This window comes from Arthrobacter globiformis (assembly GCF_046536215.2).
Taxonomy (GTDB): domain Bacteria; phylum Actinomycetota; class Actinomycetes; order Actinomycetales; family Micrococcaceae; genus Arthrobacter; species Arthrobacter globiformis_E.
Map to the genome: position 1 here is coordinate 4,094,113 of NZ_CM143421.1, position 16,206 is coordinate 4,110,318.

General features: G+C 66.4%; 22 protein-coding genes. 6 read left to right on the forward strand and 16 right to left on the reverse strand.

Annotated features, from left to right (window positions below; translation table 11 throughout):
- Window positions 1–46 precede the first annotated feature (46 nt).
- The 4 genes from R5O87_RS18485 to R5O87_RS18500 form a co-directional block, all read right to left on the reverse strand.
- Window positions 47–736 carry a GAF and ANTAR domain-containing protein gene (locus tag R5O87_RS18485; RefSeq protein ID WP_410555980.1) on the reverse strand — a complete coding sequence of 230 codons (690 nt, stop codon included), beginning with the start codon at window positions 734–736 and terminating at the stop codon, window positions 47–49.
- 462 nt (window positions 737–1,198) lie between these two features.
- Entirely contained in the window at window positions 1,199–1,831 is a 633-nt protein-coding gene (locus R5O87_RS18490) for a DUF3618 domain-containing protein (RefSeq protein WP_410555978.1), read from the reverse strand.
- Complete coding sequence (locus R5O87_RS18495; protein WP_410555977.1) at window positions 1,828–2,259, reverse strand: phage holin family protein; 432 nt, start codon at window positions 2,257–2,259, stop codon at window positions 1,828–1,830. Before R5O87_RS18495 ends, R5O87_RS18490 begins: the two co-directional genes overlap by 4 nt.
- Entirely contained in the window at window positions 2,256–3,140 is an 885-nt protein-coding gene (locus R5O87_RS18500; protein WP_462836334.1) for a hypothetical protein, read from the reverse strand. Before R5O87_RS18500 ends, R5O87_RS18495 begins: the two co-directional genes overlap by 4 nt.
- A gap of 302 nt (window positions 3,141–3,442) precedes the next feature.
- Between R5O87_RS18500 and R5O87_RS18505 the strand changes: the two genes are divergently transcribed.
- Window positions 3,443–4,906, forward strand: coding sequence for a protein adenylyltransferase SelO (locus tag R5O87_RS18505; RefSeq protein ID WP_410555974.1), 1,464 nt, complete (start codon window positions 3,443–3,445; stop codon window positions 4,904–4,906).
- A 1-nt stretch (window position 4,907) separates the two neighbouring features.
- On the opposite strand, the gene R5O87_RS18510 is transcribed toward R5O87_RS18505, so the two are convergent.
- Together R5O87_RS18510 and R5O87_RS18515 are read right to left on the reverse strand one after the other, a co-directional pair.
- Entirely contained in the window at window positions 4,908–5,060 is a 153-nt protein-coding gene (locus tag R5O87_RS18510; protein ID WP_410555973.1) for a hypothetical protein, read from the reverse strand.
- A gap of 224 nt (window positions 5,061–5,284) precedes the next feature.
- Window positions 5,285–5,998, reverse strand: a complete 714-nt coding sequence (locus tag R5O87_RS18515; RefSeq protein ID WP_410555972.1) for a GAF and ANTAR domain-containing protein — start codon at window positions 5,996–5,998, stop codon at window positions 5,285–5,287.
- A gap of 339 nt (window positions 5,999–6,337) precedes the next feature.
- Here R5O87_RS18515 and R5O87_RS18520 point away from each other — a divergent pair, with 339 nt between their 5' ends.
- A complete protein-coding gene (locus tag R5O87_RS18520) occupies window positions 6,338–6,976 on the forward strand; it encodes an ArsR/SmtB family transcription factor (RefSeq protein ID WP_410555971.1) in 639 nt (212 codons plus the stop codon).
- 371 nt (window positions 6,977–7,347) lie between these two features.
- On the opposite strand, the gene R5O87_RS18525 is transcribed toward R5O87_RS18520, so the two are convergent.
- The 6 genes from R5O87_RS18525 to R5O87_RS18550 all read right to left on the reverse strand — a co-directional run bounded on the left by R5O87_RS18525 (window position 7,348) and on the right by R5O87_RS18550 (window position 10,246).
- The gene (locus R5O87_RS18525; RefSeq protein ID WP_410555970.1) at window positions 7,348–7,728 is read right to left on the reverse strand and encodes a VOC family protein; all 381 of its coding nucleotides are present in this window, start codon (window positions 7,726–7,728) and stop codon (window positions 7,348–7,350) included.
- A gap of 312 nt (window positions 7,729–8,040) precedes the next feature.
- Window positions 8,041–8,445, reverse strand: coding sequence for a response regulator transcription factor (locus R5O87_RS18530; protein ID WP_410555969.1), 405 nt, complete (start codon window positions 8,443–8,445; stop codon window positions 8,041–8,043).
- A gap of 198 nt (window positions 8,446–8,643) precedes the next feature.
- A complete protein-coding gene (locus tag R5O87_RS18535; protein ID WP_410555968.1) occupies window positions 8,644–9,081 on the reverse strand; it encodes a hypothetical protein in 438 nt (145 codons plus the stop codon).
- Window positions 9,082–9,083: 2 nt separating this feature from the next.
- A complete protein-coding gene (locus R5O87_RS18540) occupies window positions 9,084–9,341 on the reverse strand; it encodes a hypothetical protein (protein ID WP_410555966.1) in 258 nt (85 codons plus the stop codon).
- Between the two features lie 158 nt (window positions 9,342–9,499).
- Complete coding sequence (locus R5O87_RS18545; RefSeq protein WP_410555964.1) at window positions 9,500–10,018, reverse strand: hypothetical protein; 519 nt, start codon at window positions 10,016–10,018, stop codon at window positions 9,500–9,502.
- A 27-nt stretch (window positions 10,019–10,045) separates the two neighbouring features.
- Complete coding sequence (locus tag R5O87_RS18550) at window positions 10,046–10,246, reverse strand: DUF7793 family protein (RefSeq protein ID WP_410555963.1); 201 nt, start codon at window positions 10,244–10,246, stop codon at window positions 10,046–10,048.
- A gap of 465 nt (window positions 10,247–10,711) precedes the next feature.
- Here R5O87_RS18550 and R5O87_RS18555 point away from each other — a divergent pair, with 465 nt between their 5' ends.
- Window positions 10,712–10,957 carry a hypothetical protein gene (locus R5O87_RS18555; protein ID WP_410555962.1) on the forward strand — a complete coding sequence of 82 codons (246 nt, stop codon included), beginning with the start codon at window positions 10,712–10,714 and terminating at the stop codon, window positions 10,955–10,957.
- A gap of 13 nt (window positions 10,958–10,970) precedes the next feature.
- On the opposite strand, the gene R5O87_RS18560 is transcribed toward R5O87_RS18555, so the two are convergent.
- Window positions 10,971–11,432 (reverse strand): SRPBCC family protein, encoded by a 462-nt coding sequence (locus tag R5O87_RS18560; protein ID WP_410555961.1) that lies wholly within the window; start codon window positions 11,430–11,432, stop codon window positions 10,971–10,973.
- 74 nt (window positions 11,433–11,506) lie between these two features.
- Window positions 11,507–11,701 (reverse strand): hypothetical protein, encoded by a 195-nt coding sequence (locus tag R5O87_RS18565; RefSeq protein ID WP_410555959.1) that lies wholly within the window; start codon window positions 11,699–11,701, stop codon window positions 11,507–11,509.
- A 128-nt stretch (window positions 11,702–11,829) separates the two neighbouring features.
- On the opposite strand from R5O87_RS18565, the gene R5O87_RS18570 reads away from it, so the two are divergent.
- Together R5O87_RS18570 and R5O87_RS18575 are read left to right on the forward strand one after the other, a co-directional pair.
- The gene (locus tag R5O87_RS18570) at window positions 11,830–12,198 is read left to right on the forward strand and encodes a VOC family protein (protein WP_410555958.1); all 369 of its coding nucleotides are present in this window, start codon (window positions 11,830–11,832) and stop codon (window positions 12,196–12,198) included.
- A 29-nt stretch (window positions 12,199–12,227) separates the two neighbouring features.
- Window positions 12,228–12,638: a VOC family protein gene (locus R5O87_RS18575; RefSeq protein ID WP_410555957.1), complete on the forward strand. Its 411-nt coding sequence runs from the start codon at window positions 12,228–12,230 to the stop codon at window positions 12,636–12,638.
- A 120-nt stretch (window positions 12,639–12,758) separates the two neighbouring features.
- On the opposite strand, the gene R5O87_RS18580 is transcribed toward R5O87_RS18575, so the two are convergent.
- Window positions 12,759–14,225: a sugar porter family MFS transporter gene (locus R5O87_RS18580; RefSeq protein WP_410555956.1), complete on the reverse strand. Its 1,467-nt coding sequence runs from the start codon at window positions 14,223–14,225 to the stop codon at window positions 12,759–12,761.
- A gap of 139 nt (window positions 14,226–14,364) precedes the next feature.
- On the opposite strand from R5O87_RS18580, the gene R5O87_RS18585 reads away from it, so the two are divergent.
- Window positions 14,365–15,372, forward strand: coding sequence for a LacI family DNA-binding transcriptional regulator (locus R5O87_RS18585; RefSeq protein ID WP_410555955.1), 1,008 nt, complete (start codon window positions 14,365–14,367; stop codon window positions 15,370–15,372).
- 107 nt (window positions 15,373–15,479) lie between these two features.
- Here the strand turns inward: R5O87_RS18585 and R5O87_RS18590 are convergent, their stop codons facing one another.
- On the reverse strand, window positions 15,480–16,127 hold the full coding sequence (locus R5O87_RS18590; protein ID WP_410555954.1) for an SGNH/GDSL hydrolase family protein: 648 nt from the start codon (window positions 16,125–16,127) through the stop codon (window positions 15,480–15,482).
- Window positions 16,128–16,206: the final 79 nt, after the last annotated feature.

A 16,206-nucleotide genomic window follows, 5' to 3' on the forward strand; every position in this document is an offset into this window, starting at 1 on the left:
CAGGTGCTCTCCATCATAGTCACGGGCTCCTAAGCCGCTGGCCCGCTCACTCCGGCGTCGTGTCGTCACGGTATGCCTGCTTGGGAAGCTGTGCACCGCTGAGGATGTCCGTTGCTATCTGCTTCAGCTGTTGTTTGTTGGACTGCGCCATTCTGTGGAGAACCGCGGCCGCCTCCTCGCGGCTGCCGCGGGTCTGGGCCATGACCAGGCTGAGGGCTGCGTCAATGACAGCCCTGGACTGCAGGGCGCCGTGCAGGCCTTCGGGGAGGACCGCCAGGCGGTGGACGCGCAGCGCAAGGCGGAGAACGCGGGACAGGGACGAGGCGTAGTTTTCGGCCGCGGTAATGGTGGCGGCGTCAAAAGCGGCGATGCTCCGGGCGTAGCAGTTGAGCGCGGCGGCCGCGTCCGGCCCGGCGTCAATGGGCACGGCGAGGACAGAGGCCACGACGTCGTCAGTGACCGCATCCGAGTACCGGCGCCATCTGTCGGAGGTTCTGAGATTCTCCACCAGCACCGTGCGGCCTTCACGCAGAGCGGTCAGGCATGGCCCGTCGTCGAACCCGTACTGCTTCTCATCCATCCGCCTGGCGCTTTCGCTGCTGCTGGCCACGGTAATGGTCCTTCCGTCCCGTTCGACGGAGATCGCGCACATCATCGGTTCCGGCGCGGCGAACTGGGAAGCAGAGAATACTGCAAGCTCGAGGAGGAAATCATCGAACCCCGGGCTTTCCAGCAACAAATCCTGTAATTGCTCCAGCGTCGGCGGGGGAGTGGACCCCGGCGCCGGCTGCTGGCCAGACTCATCGACGGCGGCCATCGCATGCCTCGATCTACGGGGAGCCGGGTCCTCCGATCCACTGTTTGCTACCGGACTCCACGTCCGGCCATGATCGCGGACTCGCACCCGCGGCCTCGTTGTGCTCGCAAGGACGACAGCACCCCGGGCGCTCTGGCCCGCTGCGGCATGGCCCGCAGGAACCCGTCTGTTTGATGGGCGCTTCGCCTTCATTTCGAGCCTACTCCCTCTGGGTCACGCGAGATACAGCGCCGGAGAAGTGGGGCCATGCCGGTCCACGGGCGGGTCCAGGCCCGGGCGCGGACGCACTGGAACGCTGCATCCGGAGATTGGCGGATGCAGCGTTCCAGGTCTCAGCGTTCCAGGTCCCAGGTCCCAGGGTTCCAGTCCCGGCGCCAGGACCTACGTGTTTTGGACGTGGTCTTTGGCGTCGGTGGCGGTTGTTTTGACTTCTTGGGCGGCGGTTTGGCCTTCTTCTTTGACGTGTTGGGCGGCGTCGGTGGCGGTGGCCTTGACGTTTTCCATGGCTTCCTGGGCGGGTTCCTTCCAGCCCTGGGCCATGTCCTTGGCTGCTTCGGTGAGTTGGGTGGTGACGGGTTCTGCCGCGGTTTTCAGGGCGTCGGCGGCTTCGCGTTCCTTCTCGCTCGGGGGGATGAGGGAGGAGACGAGGAGCCCGGCGCCGAAGGCGATGAGGCCGGCGGCGAGGGGGTTGCCCTGGGTTTTGGCGGCGACCTGGTGGGGTGCGTCGGCGATTTTTTCGCCGGCGTCGTGGAGGGCGTTGCCGGCGGCGTCGGTGGCCTGGTGCATGCCGCTGGTGGTGGAGTGGGCTGCGTGGTGGAGGTTGCCGGTGTGGGTGTGGTCGGGGGTGCCCATGACTTTCTCCTTGGCTCCGAAGACGGCGTCCCGGACTTTGCTGGTCTGGCGGTGGACGATGTTGGAGGGGGTGACTTTGTCGGCGACCGCGTCCACGTTGGTGCCGAGGCGGGCGCGGGTGGCTTCGATGTCGGCGCGGATGGCGTCCGGGTTCTCACTCATCGGTGGTCTCCGTTCGGTTTGAGGGTGGGCGGGATTTCCTTGGCGGTTTCGACGGTTTGGGGCAGGCCTTTGATGGATTTGAGTTCCTTGCGGCCTACGGAGGCCAGGATCGCGGCGATGATGCCCCAGATGACGGCGACGACGACGGCGGACCAGCCCAGGCCCATCAGTTCGCCCAGGGCGTACCAGAGGGCGATGGAGAGGAAGAGCAGGACGAAGTGCCCGGCGATGCCGGCGCCGGCGAGCATGCCGCCGCCTTTGCCGGCGCGGGTGCCGGATTGTTTGAGTTCGGCTTTGGCGAGTTCGATTTCCTGCCGGATCAGGGTGGACAGGTCCCGGGTGACCTCGCCCAAGAGGTCACCGAGGGAAGTGGTGTCGGCCTTCACATGCGCGGCGGTCTGCGGGGTATCAGGTATCTGGCTGCTCACAGGGGACGACCTCCACCCTCGGTATACGGGTCCTCGGGGTCGCGCAGCGGAACGCCGGCCGAGCCCGGTGCGTCAAAGCCGGGCCGGGCGGGTTCGCCGTATACGGTCTCTGCGTAGGTGGTCGGAGTCGCCTGCGGTGCGTCGTACAGGGGAGCGGCCGGAGCCGCTGTCAGGCTGCTTTCCGTCACCGGCGGCTGGACGGGGTACTGGGGCGGTGTGCCTCCGGTGGATCCGTAGCCCGCCGCGGTTCCGGTTTCCGGAGCGCCGGCCTGCAGGCTGCGGCCCAGCCGTCCGGCCAGGAGGCCGGCGCCTGCCGCGAGGAGCAGGAAGGTCCCAGGACGCTGGCGGGCGAAGGACTTGACCTCGTTCAGGAGCGAGCCCGGGTCCCGGGCGTCCAGCCAGGATGCGACCGACTCGGAGCGGTCGGCGGCCTGGCGGATGAGGTCCGCGGCCACGCCGTGCTGGTCCGGCGCGTCGGCCATGGTGCGCAGCTGCGAAGAGACGTTGCGGATGCCTTCGGCGGCCTTGGCCTGCTGGGTCCCGGCCTGGTCTGTGAGGTCCGACTTCGCCTGGTGCAGCAGATCCCGCGCGCTGTTCTTGGCTTCGTACGCGACGTTCTTCGCCTCGGTCTTGGCCGTATCGGCCACGTTCTGGGCGGCCCCGGCAGCGTGGCCGGCCACGTTCGCGGCCTCATCCTTCGCCACGTCCTTCTTCGAGGAACTGTCATCCTGGTAGCCGGTGGTGCCCGGGTACTCATTCGTGCCCGCGCCGGTGGAGCCGTAGCCGTTGGTGCCGGCTCCCGTTGTGCCGTAGCCCGTGGTGCCCGAGCCGGCGGTGCCCAGGCCCGTGGTTTCCGTGCCAAATGGGTTCTCGGTCATCATTGCTCTCTTTCCTTTGAGGGTTAGCTGCTGCTGATGAACCAGCACTCAGCAATAGTAAGCATGATTACCATCCAATAGTAAGTAGACTTCCTACATGGGTTCGAAATCTGCATGGGTTCAAAATTTGTTGGATAACACCCGCCCGGCGCCGATCCCCTCTCACTTCCTGCAGGAAATCCCCAAACGCTCGCGCACTACCTGCAGGAAAACAGGCAACCCTCTCGCACTGATAGAGCGTTGAATTTGGGGCGGCAGGATCTGATGGAGGGCCCGGAGTCCAGACCGAAACGTATGCTTGAAAGATGAGCGCTCCAGCCGCATCAACCGTCACCTTCGAAAGCCGCTTCGCCACGGAGCTTGCCGAGATGGCCATCCCCTGGAAGGCGGAGGAGGTCCCTGCCCCGAGGCTGCTCGTCCTGAATGAGCCGCTGGCCGCCGAGCTGGGCCTGGACCCGGAGTTCCTGGCGAGCCCGGAAGGGCTGCCGCTGCTCACCGGCAATGCGGTGCCCGACGGCGCCACTCCCGTTGCGCAGGCATACTCCGGCCACCAGTTTGGCTGGTTTGCGCCGAGGCTGGGGGACGGCCGTGCGCTGCTGCTCGGTGAGGTTTCCGACGTCGAAGGACGCCTCCGCGACATCCACCTGAAAGGCTCGGGCCGCACCCCCTTCGCCCGGGGCGGCGACGGGTTCGCCGTCGTGGGGCCGATGCTGCGCGAATACATCGTCAGCGAGGCGATGCACGCCCTTGGCATCCCCACCACCCGGTCACTCGCCGTCGTAGCCACCGACCGTTCCGTCCAGCGGGAGACGGTGCTGCCCGGAGCGGTGCTCACGCGCGTCGCGAGCAGCCATCTGCGGGTGGGAAGTTTCCAGTATGCCCGGGTCGCCGGTGACGAGGGGCTCCTGCGCCGCCTTGCGGACCATGCCATCGCGCGCCACTATCCGGACACAGCAGAGGCCGATAAGCCGTATCTCGCCTTCTTCGATGCCGTGATCAGCGCCCAGGCCTCGCTCGTGGCCCGGTGGATGCTGGTGGGCTTCATTCACGGCGTCATGAACACGGACAATATGGCCATCTCGGGGGAGACCATCGACTACGGCCCGTGCGCCTTCATGGACGCCTTTGACCCCGCCACCGTCTACAGTTCGATCGACGAGAACGGCCGCTACGCCTACGCCAACCAGCCCCTCATCGCCGAGTGGAACCTGACCCGCCTGGCGGAGGCGCTCCTGCCGCTGTTCGACGACGACGAAGAGCGTGCGGTGGAGCAGGCGCAGGAATCACTGGCTGCTTTCCGCGAGCAGTACAGCGGCGCGTGGTTCGCCGGCATGAAGGCGAAGCTCGGGCTGGACGGCAGCGTCGCTGATGACGCGGCTTCGCCCGTGATTGACGAGCTGCTCGCGCTGCTCAAGGCAGGGCGCCTCGACTACACGTCGTTCTTCCGCCGGCTTGGAACCGTTGCCCGCGGCAACGCGCAGCCGGCGGGGGATCCGGCCGCGGAGCCGGACGGCCTCGTTGCCTGGGCCGGGCGCTGGCGCGCCCTGAACCCGGACGCCGCCCTGATGGACCGGGTCAACCCGGCGTACGTGCCCCGCAACCACCTTGTTGAGGAAGCACTCAGCTCAGCGACCGGCGGCGACCTTGACCCGCTCCGGCGATTGCTGGAAGCGGTGACCGACCCCTATAACGAGCGTCCCGGCGTCGAACGTTACGCGGAGGCTGCGCCGGAAAGCTTTGGCCCCTACCGGACGTTCTGCGGAACCTGACCTACGGGCCGGGGTGGACGAGGGTGTCCGGGTCCAGCTCGCTCGCCGGTGCGTCGGCGAGTCCCTGCGGCGTCAGGTCCAGCTCATCCAGAGCGGCCATGGCGGTGTTCGGGGCGGCGATCAGGCCGGCACCCGGGGCAATGTTGTTCGTCATGGTTCTCTGTCTCCTGAAGTAAGCGGGACGTGCAATTTGTGTGCTGACTCGCTATTTTCCTTGGAAATGCCGTGCGCGCCAAACTTGCGCGGCGGCGGCAAATGCTGTAGCCGGGTCCGGTCTAACCGCCCCTCAACCTCAGGCGTGAGGTAATTCCCGACGGCGGCAGGCCCCTGATGCGCGGGCCGTTGCGGACCGCCTGAAGACGGTTTTGTGACGGCCGGTTACACCTCTCCGCCGTCGATGATGTCGCGCGAAAGCTGGTGCAGCGGTTCATTCCTGCGCCGCGAGGCGCTGATGAGCGTGGCGAGGGCCTGGTCGCGGTTGATGTGGAGCCGTTCCATGACGATTCCGGTGGCTGTCCCGATGGCGTCGCGGGCGCCAAGTGCGCCGATGAGCCCGTCGCTGAGGCGCTGCGCCGTGTCGCGGGCCTGGGTGTTGGCCAGCATGAGTGCGGCGGGCCGGGCGAGCAGTTCGAGCAGGCGGATGGCCTTGGAATCGAAGCCGTTTGGAAGGGGGGAATACACCTTCAGGGCCCCGATGGCGCCGTCGGGCGTTGATAGCGGAGTGCTGATCACCGAGCGCAGGGGCAGATCGGTGATGGCGCGGCTCCAGGCCGGCCAGCGGTGGTCGGTGCGGCAGTCATCGACCGTAACGGTTACCTGCTGGGCCCAGGCGGTCAGGCACGGCCCCTGCCCAAGGTCGTACTGGAGCTGGTCTGCCCGCAGGATGTCGGGATCAGTGGAGGCCGTGCTGGTGCGCCGGCCGCGCGTATCCATCAGGCTGACGCCGGCACCCAGGGTCCCCGGGATGGCTTCCTTCAGGGCCTGGGCGAGCGCGGACACGGCCTCGTCGACTGTTTCACGCGTCAGCAAAAGGTCGGCGATCCGGGCGGTGAGCGCCGCGAGCTCGTCGGCGAGGGGCAGGTTGGCCTGCATCAGGACCTGACTATGGGATAGCGGGATGGGCCGCGGGGACCTGGCCGGCCGGGCACGCGTACACCGGGCCGTGCAAGAGTGGCTGCTGAGACAGACACGCGCCTTTATTCCTCTCCTGAGTGCGCAGAGTGCCGTCCCGGTGGCAGACTGCCGCGTGGAAAACGATTAAGACAATTATTTCAGTGCAGGGCGCACGCCGCGAGGGGGTAGCGGCCCTTGAATCGCAACGATTTTCTGCCGAAATGCCTGGTCCGGAAAATGCCAAGTCCATTGCGCTGGCCACGGTTTTATGAGGTGATAATCGGTTAAGGACACGTGTGTATCTGTCGGATTGGGGCAATGGTGACGGAACGTGGAGGACTCGGGGTACGGGTCGCGGCTGGTGAGGCCGAGCTGTTCAAGGTGCTCGCCCATCCCGCCAGGGTCCGGGTTCTGGCTGTGCTGGCGTCAGGACCGGCTTCCGTGGCGGAGTTGTGTTCGGCGACGGGCCTGAAGCCTTCGCATCTGGCCGGCCAGCTTGCCCTGCTGCGGGCCCAGCACCTGGTGACTGGCCGCCGGGCCGACGGCCGGCTGCAGTACTGGCTGGCTTTCCCTGAAGTTGCAGACCTGCTCTCCGCTGCGGAGTCCGTGTTGAGTGCCCGGGCGGCGGCCGATTCGGGCGGCCTGGCCGGCATTGGCGCAGCCCGTGCAGGATCCGCCCGTGCAGGATCCGACGGCTCAGGGGCGGGCCGCGCCGGGATTGGGCCGGACAGCGAGCCGTCCGAGGGCGGGGCGATCCTGACAGAGGAGTCCGCCGCCGTGCTGGAGGAATCCCTGGGCAGGCGCGCCCTGATAACCGACGCCGTCCGGTCCGTCAGTGCCCGGACCGGCCGCAGCTCGGAGCAGGCCCTGGCCGGACTCCTCACAGAGGCGCGCGAGCGCAGCCTCACGCTTGCGGAGGTATCCAGCGAAGCGGTCGCGGAGCGCGGAACCGACTGACCTGCCGCCGGCCCGGAAGGAGCCGCTCCGGAAAGGGCTGGCCCGGGCGAGCGCCGGCAGGTTGCGAAAGGTTTCGATTTGCCCACTAAGCGTTCGTGCTATTGACGGGGTGGCACCGCTGGGCGAGACTCGTAATTGAGGAATTGATGAATTCATAGTTTCTTCAATCCTCTCCATTGGGGGCCCTCTGCTCCGGCTGGCGCAGAGGGGCCGGAGCGTCGCGGGGTAGGTGGGACAACCTCATCGACAGGGGGCCGCGGAATAGACGGAAAGGGGCCGGAACAACGTGGTTCCGTCCCCTTTCCGATTCCAGCCGCGGCGGAGCTGCGCGAGTCCGGAACTGTGCAGCCCTGAAGCGGCGCAGCCCTGAACTACTGTGGGCGTTCGAAGAGGCTCAAAATATTGCCTTCGCTGTCCAGGAACCAGGCGGCCTTGCCGCCGTCGGCCGTGGCAATCCCGTTCTCGGTCTTCAGCCCCGGAAAATCGTATTCCTCGAACACAACGCCGCGGTTCCGCAATTCCTGAACGTCCCGCTCGACGTCGTCCGTTACCCAGCCCATCTGGGTGTTCTTCGCGGAGCCCGCGTTGTCAGTTTGGTACACCAGGAACCGGGTGCCGTTGCCGCATTCGTACATGACGTTGTCGTCTGCGGGTTCCACCGGTTCCAGTCCCAGCTTGTCCCGGTAAAAATCCTTGGCCCTGCCTATATCCTTCGCCGGAAGGACAGCCGCGAGTTCCAGGTCCTTGAGCATGACAGTTCACTCCTCGTTGAGTTAATGCGCTGTTGGGTTGATGGCGATGGTCCCCCTGATCGGTGCCGGGAACGGACTGGCCGTCCGTGCCCGGGTCGCGTCGCCGCCCGTTTCGCCGAGAGCCAGGCGGCCACCTGAGACCCTGCCGCGCCTCCCGGCCAACGCCGGCGCGAGGGTCCCCAAAGTTTATGGGGACATTATGGAACCGAAGTGCCACCTGCGGATATAGGACGCGGGGACAGGAAAGTATGACGGCGGCCGGCCGGGTGCCGTGGGCCCGTGCGGGAACCGGCTGCGTCCGGCGAAAGTGCGCTAGGCACGCGACTCAAGTCCGTGGGCCGTCAGCGGACCCACGGGGCAAAGCTTGTTGACCGTCTCCGTGAGCTGCCGCGGACGGAACGGCTTGATCAGGTAGGCGGCGGCCCCTGACGCCATGCCGGCCATCTCGTCGTCGGGCTCTGCCCTGGCGGTGATGAACAGCATCGGTGCGTCGGAGCGGGCGCGGATGTGCTGCGCCACCTCAAGGCCGTCCAGGTCCGGAAGGTTCAGGTCCACCGTTATCAGGACGGGGTGGTGCTCCCACGCCGCGGCGACGCCGTCAACTCCGTTGCCCACGGCATGGACATCAAATCCGATCCGCGTCAGAAGAAGAGTGAGCAGATCGCGAATATCCTGATCATCCTCGATGACCAGGCAAAGCCCCCGTGAACCCAACATGCCCCCCGGCCTGTAGTAAGTGTGCATAGTGTAAGGCGGAAACCTCAAGAAGTGCATGTCCAGGGCGCGAAAAAGCCCCGCACCATTGTGAAGGCGGTGCGGGGCTTCCCGGGGACGACCATCCGCATGGGGGAATAGGATGGGGCCCCGCACAAAGTTACCCGTGCGTAGGTTTGTCCTTCAACTGTACGATTCCCGTCACTCGGGCAATTCCATCTGGAAACCGCACGTACATCTCAGGACTCGGGTGGACAGGTAGACGTCCAGCGTGTCATCGTTCTCGGTCTCCGTGGACAGTGGCGCGGACAGCCTGCGGACCTCGGATCCGGCCTTGGCCATCGGTTGTCCGCAGTGCATGTAGTGGCCGCCGAAGATCAGCACATCCCCCCGTTGTTCGCGCCGGCCAAGGACTCCGGACAGCTCGGAAACCTGGGCGGGATGTTCGCTGAAACGCCGGCACCGGCCGCAGGTGTAGGCAACCAGGACGACGTCGGTGGGGCAGTCCGGAATATTCGTCACCGACCTGACGGTCAGGTAGCGGTCGGTGCCGCAGCTGGTGCACCTCACCGGCAAAACACGGGTGCGGTCGGCGCCGTCGGCGCCGTCGGAGCGGAAGTCGGGGGATCTGAGTGACATGGTCAGCCGGCGATCGGATAGCTGGCCAGGATGTAATCGGCTGCGGCGCGACCCTTCATCCGCCGCCGGGTGCCGCGGAGGTTGACCCGGCACCGGCGCATGCCGGCCCGGAAGGACGAGTCGGTTCTTGGCGTCAGTCCCTGGATCAGGCACCAGCTCGTGTACAGCCCGTAGAGGCAGTCGGGCCCCAGCGGGCTGTCGGTGTCGGGAGCGGGGGAGGTGGCGTCGGAAAGGAATTGCTGGAAATGCGAGGTGGCCATGGCAGGCTCTTTCCTCAGGTGCGGGGTGGCCGCCGTGAGGCTGCAGCGGCATTACCTTCAGGCGGTGCACAACGCCCGGAGCGGTTTCCCATGTAAAAAAGCGCAGGGTCCTGTAATCGAACCTACCCTGCAGTAGGGTCTCTTGTACATAGGATCCGTCAGAACCCGGGGGCGCAGCCTGACCGCAAGCCGGCCAGACGTGCGCGGTCGATGGCCGCCAGGGCCACCGCGCTGGCAGCGAGACGGAGGGCGTTGACGCGGTACCATCTGGCCAGCAGCGGATTCCGTCGCATCTCGCTGGGCGGTTGGGGGCCGAAGAAGAGCGGAGGGTTCACCGACCGGAGAAGGTAGGCGGTTACTGCCCCGCCGGTTGCCGAAGCGGCTGCAGCCGTCACCAGCCACGGACGGCTGCCCGGCCGGTTCCATCCGGCGGCCAGCGCGAGGGCGACGGCCGGAAAAGTCGCGGGAGCGAGCGGCGCATAGTAGCGTCCGGGGCTGCCTGGACCCAGCGGCGACCTCCGCAGCCCTGGGCCGTCCTCGGAGCCTGCAACTCGGTGGGGGACTTTGACCACGGCCTCATAGAGGTTGCCGAAAAACCAGTGAGCGTGCGCGAACTCCGCGACGGCCAGACTTACCTCAGTCAGCCGGCTGCGCGTGTCCGTTGGTGCGTGACCCATGGCCATAACGTACAGCAGGCGCGGGATCTATGCTTCCCGTTCCGTGCGCGTTCGAAGCCAGTTGAGTGCCTCCTGCGCGTTCGTGAAGTACCGGTTGGGGCATTTCGGCAAAGTGAGCCCGACGAGCCGGTGGGCCACGAGCCGGTCCACCGGGGTTTGCCCCACCAGGGCCAGAGCGGTGACGGTGACCGCCTGGGCGTACTGGACCATGGCGTCCCGTTCGATCATGGCGACGCCGGCCAGGTGGTTTGGCCTGCGCTAGTTGAGCCTGTCGAAAACAATGGTTTCGCTGGAACGGGCAGGCTGGCTGTTGCGGGGCCGGCGGCGGACTGGGTTAGGCAGCCAGGTCCCGGAGGGTGGACCAAGGGCCACCGCCGCCGGCCTGCTTAAAGTTTCGGCTTTCATCCTTGGAAGAACTTTGGGGTTCCATTGGACCGCACGGGAGAGCGGGGGGCTTCGCGGGGGATCATTCCAAGGTGATCCAGCTATTTCCCCATGTCAGCGGACCATAGTGGCACCCTCCTGAAGGGACCGGAATCCGCGCCCCGAACCTTCAGGACTGCCGGGTCCGGACGCACTCCCCCTCGCGCGCCGGACCCGGCAGCACCCTCCCTCAGCCCCTCTCGAAATCACAGGGCGTGTTGCACAGGCCACGTTCACAGGCTGTTCACCCCAAGCTGGTTCCATTGATGCATGGACGCGAACGCTGGCAACGATCACGACGCCGACCTTCCGGCACTGTGGGGAATGCTGACCCCGGGGGCGGAGACAGGGATCCGGAAGCCGGCCCGCCCAGCCCGCGCCGGCATTTCCGGCAGCGTGCCCCTTGACGGCTCAGTCGTCTTCGCCTGGCTCGACGGGCAGTCCTCGCGCAGGCTGCACTTTGCCGGAGACCCGCTGGTGGTCCTGCCGGAACTGGAGCACGCGGAGGCCTTCTAGCGCTGCCGCGAGTTTAGCCGGCGGCCTTCATCAGGTTCTGCATCGCGCGGGTTTCGGGAGTGGCGCGGTCCAGTATCTCGGAGCGGCGCCTGACGGCGTCGGTGAACCTGTCCAGGAACAGGTCTTTGCTGCCATGCTTCGAGAAGGGCAGCAGCATACCCCGGTGCTTTTCCACGACGCTCAGGCGGGTCTTCCCAGCCTGGGGCGTAAGGGTGAAAGTGCGGGTCCTGTTCCACAGCCCGAACGGCAGGCGGCGGTGCCAGGTCATGACATTGCCGCTGACTTGCCGGACACGCAGCTTCACGGGCCGCCGGCCTCCGGAGGGCGTGATGCGGACGGTGTCCCCGGCCCGGACGGCGCCATCCGCCTCGACGATTCCCGACTCCCAGACGCCGAAGTTTCCGCCGTCGGTGATGACGTCCCACACGATGGCGGCACGGGCCTGGATGAGTACTTCGGAGCTGAACAAACGCACCAATCCACGCTACTGGCTCAGGCTGCCGGCCGGCTGCGGTGCAAGTGTTGTGCCGCCCACACCGCGGCCGCGGACTACCCCAGGGAGAGGAAGAGAAACAGCAGCGCCAGCAGGAGGGCCACCGGGGTCATGACAAGCCGTTCCGGTTTGCTGCGGGAGATGCCGTTCATCAGCACGCCAAGCGCGGAGTATGCCGTCAGGATCCAGATGAACACGGGGTACCAGGCGTCACAGCCGAACGCGCGGCGGCCGCCCGAGGCCCTGCCCATGAATTTGTGCCGGGTGCGGTTTTTGTCAGAGGGTTCTGGAAGAGTGCTGTCTGGGACGGATCGGACGGCCCGCGAGTACCATCGGAACCATTCATGGCCCCGGAGATTTCCGGAGACTGGAGCAGCACATGCAACTCGGCGCTTTCTCACTCAGCCTCGCCGTCAAGGACATCGCGGCCTCGGCAGCGTTCTACGAGAAGCTGGGATTCACCCGGTCCGGGGGCGACATCGACCAGAACTGGCTGATCCTGCGGAACGGGCAGACGGTGATCGGCCTCTTTCAGGGCATGTTTGACAAGAACTCCCTGACCTTCAACCCGGGCTGGAACCAGGATGCGCAGCAGCTCGATTCCTTCACCGACGTGCGCGACCTCCAACGCCAGCTGAAGGACCAGGGCGTCCCCTTCGTTGCTGAAGCCGGTGACGGCACCGGGCCGGGCAGCTTCATCGTGATGGACCCCGACGGCAACCCGGTCATCGTGGACCAGCACGTCTGACCCGCTTTTCGTCTAAAGAGGAGAAGGAAATGTCCAATAACCCTGAGGAGCTTGTCAACGTCAAGGATTTTGTCAGCGTCCGGTACATGGTGGACGACGTTGACGCCGCCGTCGACTTCTACACGAAGCACCTCGGCTTCACCGTAAGAATGAACGCGGCACCGGCATTTGCCGACGTCGCGCGCGGCCAGTTGCGTTTGCTGCTGAGCGGACCCGCCAGCTCGGCGGGCCGGCCAATGCCCGACGGCGCGGTCCCGGCACCGGGCGGATGGAACCGGATCCATCTCGTCGTCGGCGACATCGCCGCCGAGGTGGACAGGCTGCGGTCCGCGGGCGTTCCGTTCCGGAACGAGATTGTGAAGGGGCCGGGCGGCCAGCAGATCCTGCTGGAGGATCCAGCCGGCAACGTCGTCGAGCTGTTCCAGCCCGCCGGCCCATAGGCGCCCCTTAACGCAGAAGCCCGTCCACCGGATTCGGATGAATCCGGCGGACGGGGACTGGCGGTTGCTGGGCCGGGCGACGTTGCGCCGGCGTTGCTGCGCCGGACGGGGAGGGGGCTGTTAGTGGGCTGCCGCCGCCGGGGTCTTGTGGACCAGGTAGATGGCACCGGTGGTGACGTCCTCCTCGAGTGCTTCGAGGGTGCGGCCGCGGGTTTCGGGGACCTGGGTGTAGATGAAGATCAGGGCCAGAATGCCCACCACTCCGAACATGAAGAACGTTCCGGTGATGCCGACCGATGCCACCAGCGTGGGGAAGAACAGGCCCAGGAAGGCGTTGGCGATCCAGAGGCAGAAGATGGAGACGCCGATGGCAAAGCCGCGGATGTGCAGCGGGAAGATCTCCGAGAGCATCACCCAGACGGCGATGTTGAGGAACGTCTGCATGGAGCCGACAAACGCAACCACCAGGAAGAGGATCACGAAGGGCCGCGCCGGGTTGCCAACGGGCAGTGCGATGGACGCGATGCCGATCAGGAAGTGGCAGATGGTGGTGAGCGTGAAGCCGAGGAGCAGGGTGGTGCGGCGGTTGACACGCTGCATCATGCTCAGGGCAATGACACCACCGACGACGGCGATGACGCCCGGGGCGATGTTGGCAATAAGGGCGGCACCGGAGTCGAAGCCGGCTTCAACCAGCACGGACTGGCCGTAGTACATGATCGAGTTGATGCCGGTCAGCTGCTGTGCCACGCCCAGTCCGATGCCGACGAGCAGGATGCGCAGGATCCACTTGTTCCTCAGCGCGCCCCAGCCGGAGAGGTTCATTTCCTTTTCCTCGTCCGCGAGGTGCTTGACGTCGGCCATCTCCGCTTCGGCGCGGTCGGCTGAGCGGATGGTCTTGAGCACGGCCAGTGCGTCCCCATTCCGGCCCCGGGAGATGAGCCAGCGCGGCGATTCCGGCATCCGGAGCATGCCGAGGAACAGGGCCACAGCCGGTACGGCTGCGACGGCGAGCATGATGCGCCAGACGCCGCCGAATTCGCCCCAGACGTTGCCGATGATGGCGTTGACCACGAACGCGGCGAGCTGGCCGATGACGATCATGAGTTCGTTGCGGCCCGCAAGGGAGCCTCGGATCTCGTAGGGGGCGAGCTCGGCGAGGTACACGGGGACCACTGACGAGGCGCCGCCGACGGCGAGGCCGAGGATGACACGGCCCACCACCATGACCTCGAAGTTCGGGGCAAACACGCAGGACAGGGCGCCGACGAGGAACAGGATGGCGAGCAAGATGATCGTCTTCCGGCGGCCCCAGGTGTCGGAGAGCCGGCCGCCGCCGACGGCACCGGCCGCTGCGCCGAACAGCAGGGAGCTGGTGACGATGCCTTCGGTGATCGGGGTGAGGCCGAGGTCGGCCGTCATTGGCCGCAGTGCCCCGTTGATGACACCCGTGTCGTAGCCGAACAGCAGGCCGCCGAAGGTTGCGACCATGGCGACCATGCCGAGGCGCTTGCGGTGCGGGCCGTTTGTCAGCGGCGGAAGCGAGGGCGTATGCGCGCCGTCGCGCTGGGCTTGGGTTGCAGACATAAGGACTCCCTTGTCTCAAGTTTGCGGGGCATGTGCCCGCTGTCACACCCAAGACTAACGCGCGAAAGGCTTAAATGTAAGGTCAAACTTACAAATGATTTAATTTTCCGGTGTTTCCCGCCGATGGGAGGATGGCGGTATGACACTTCAGCGGCAGCACCGGCCCGCCACCCAGGCCGACGTTGCACGGGAAGTGGGCGTTTCCCGGACGCTGGTGTCCTTTGCTTTCCGAGGCACTGCGGGTGTCAGCGATGAGACCAGGCAGGCGATTTTCGACGCCGCCAAGCGTCTGGGGTACCGGCACAATGCGGCGGCCGCCGCCCTGGCAAGCAAGTCCCGGACCGCCGTCGGGCTTTATCTCCTGGACCTCCGGAACGAGGTGTTTTCGGATGTCCTCAACGGCGTGCGGCTGGCGCTGCCGCAGGCGCGCAACCGGCTCATCCTCAGCGTCTCCCGCTCGATCGGCGGCGAGGACCAGGGCGCCGTCGACTCGCTGATCGAGGCGCGGGTGGGGATCATCATCGCCGCGACGCTGCTGGACCCCGACGACAGGGTGAGGGAGCTGGCGCAGCTGGTTCCGGTGGTCAGCGTGACGCGGCGGGTGGAGGGCGTGGACAGCGTGTACCCGGACGACCGCGCAGGCGCGCGGGCCGCCGTCGAGCATCTCCTTGGGCTGGGGCACACGCGGATCGCGCACCTGGCCGGGCCGCATATTGACGGACACACCGTCCGCCGGGAAACCTACGAGCACTTGATGCGGGCCGCCGGCCTAAACCCGCAGACCGTGGCGGCCGATGATTTTACGCAGGAGGCCGCCGAGCGTGTGGCGGGGGAGCTGCTGGGCGGCCCGGACCGTCCGACGGCCGTGTTTACCCACAACGACCAGTTCGCCCTGGGTGTTCGCGAGGCCGCCTACGCGATGGGCCTGACGATTCCCGGCGACCTGTCACTGGTGGGCTACGACGATTCGCGGACTGCCCGGCTTCACGGCATCGACCTGACCTCTGTGGACCTTCATGCTGTGGAACTCGGGAAAATTGCCGGAACCGTCGCATTGGAGCGGCTCAGCGATCCCGCCGCCCCCACCGCGGACAGGTGCATCACGCCGCAGCTGGTGGTCCGGAACTCCACTGCCCCTCTCCGCTAACTCCCTTTGAGTTTTCGTCCAGATATCGCGAGTTAAACCCCCTCGAAGCCGTGACAAGTGGACAAAAACTCCGTGCCTCGGGGGGTGGGTTGGGTTGCCTCGGGGGGTCAGCTGCCGCCGATGACCGTTGACCGTGGCACGGGGCGGCCCGGGTCCAGCAGCGCGGCGATGGCTCCGGCGATTTTGGCCCCGCCCTGCACGGAGGGTTCGAGCGCGTTCGCGTAGTCGCCGTCGTGGTTGCAGATGATGCGGAGGTCGAGCACGCTGAGGCCGCGGGTAAACGCCGCCCTGGTGACGCAGTCGTTGAAAACCGTGAGGGCGGTCCTGATGATCCGGTAGTAAGGCCCGGCGGAAGGCGTGTCGTAGATGGTGCACACCGCGGCGGGCAGCCCCGTCGCTGCGAGTGCCTCGGCCATGAGTTCGTAGTCGGCGGCGAACCGCTCCTGGGCGTCGGCGAACATGCCCACCGCCTCCGCCACGGACCGTGCGGGTGCTTCGAGAAGTTTGGCGAAACCGAGCGCATCGTTTCCGCCAGCGCTGATGACCAGGTGGGTGGCGCCGTCGGGAAGCCCAAGCAGTTGGTGGTTAACCCCGGTGATCACGTCACCGTCGACAGCCAGCAGCGTTGCCATCCAACCCGGCGGCAGCTTGCCGCGCAACTGTTGGACGACGTCGGGCCCGCCGTCGATGTAGGCCTTGTTGTCGAAAATCGAGTCTCCGAGCAGGACGATGTGGCCCGCCGAACTGCTGTCCATGCCGCATCGTCCCACGAAACCCGCCGCGCTGACGAGTGCTCGGAAGGAACAGGGGAGGCTGAATCTGCCTGCCGTATGC